Source organism: Psychromonas aquatilis, from assembly GCF_038155185.1.
Classification (GTDB): domain Bacteria; phylum Pseudomonadota; class Gammaproteobacteria; order Enterobacterales; family Psychromonadaceae; genus Psychromonas; species Psychromonas aquatilis.
Window position 1 is genome coordinate 1 of sequence record NZ_JBAKAZ010000128.1, and the last position, 845, is coordinate 845.

An 845-nucleotide genomic window follows, 5' to 3' on the forward strand; every position below is an offset into this window, starting at 1 on the left:
AGGTAGCCCTAGGGGAACCTGGGGCTGGATCACCTCCTTACGTAAAGAAACACATTAACAAGCCTTACGGTGAATTTGCTTTGGCAAATAAACCTACCGGCATGAGTTTTTGCTTCGCAAATACTCATCGAGTGCCCACACAGATTGTTTGATTAGAATGATAAAGCGCAAAAATAGTTCCGGGTCCCCATCGTCTAGAGGCCTAGGACACCGCCCTTTCACGGCGGTAACAGGGGTTCAAATCCCCTTGGGGATACCAACTACTATCTAGCAAGAAACACTCAATAAGCAATACACTGTTTATTAAGTGTTTTTTAACACTGCTCTTTAACAATTAGGAAAGCTGATAAATGTTCTTATTTATCGCACAAAAACAATGACACTTAGTGTTGATTGGTGTGATAAATAAAACGAAATGTTTAATTCATTACGATGAATTAAACGAGTTCTCAATATTAAAACTTCGGTTTTAATGTTGTAATCAAGCAAAAATAAAATGCACATTACATGCAAATGTAATGAGTACGTATCTACACACTCTTTGAGTGTTAGGTGCACGAAAAACGTAAACGTTTTTCATATGTAAATATGAGGATCGCAAGCGTCTTGGAAACAACATACGACACTCTTTAGGTGTTGTATGGTTAAGTGAATAAGCGTGCACGGTGGATGCCTAGGCAATTAGAGGCGATGAAGGACGTGGTAATCTGCGATAAGTCCAGGGGAGTTGATAACAAGCGTTATATCCTGGAATTTCCGAATGGGGCAACCCGGCACTTAGTGTCATCGTTATGTGAATACATAGCATAGCGAAGCAAACGAGGGGAACTGAAACATCTAAGTAC

1 tRNA gene and 1 rRNA gene are annotated in these 845 nt (G+C 40.2%); both read left to right on the forward strand.

Annotation, left to right across the window (positions count from 1 at the left end):
• Positions 1 to 183 precede the first annotated feature (183 nt).
• Positions 184 to 259: transfer RNA gene (locus tag V6256_RS15125), tRNA-Glu, on the forward strand.
• 383 nt (positions 260 to 642) lie between these two features.
• Positions 643 to 845: ribosomal RNA gene (locus V6256_RS15130) — 23S ribosomal RNA — on the forward strand; the annotation flags it as partial.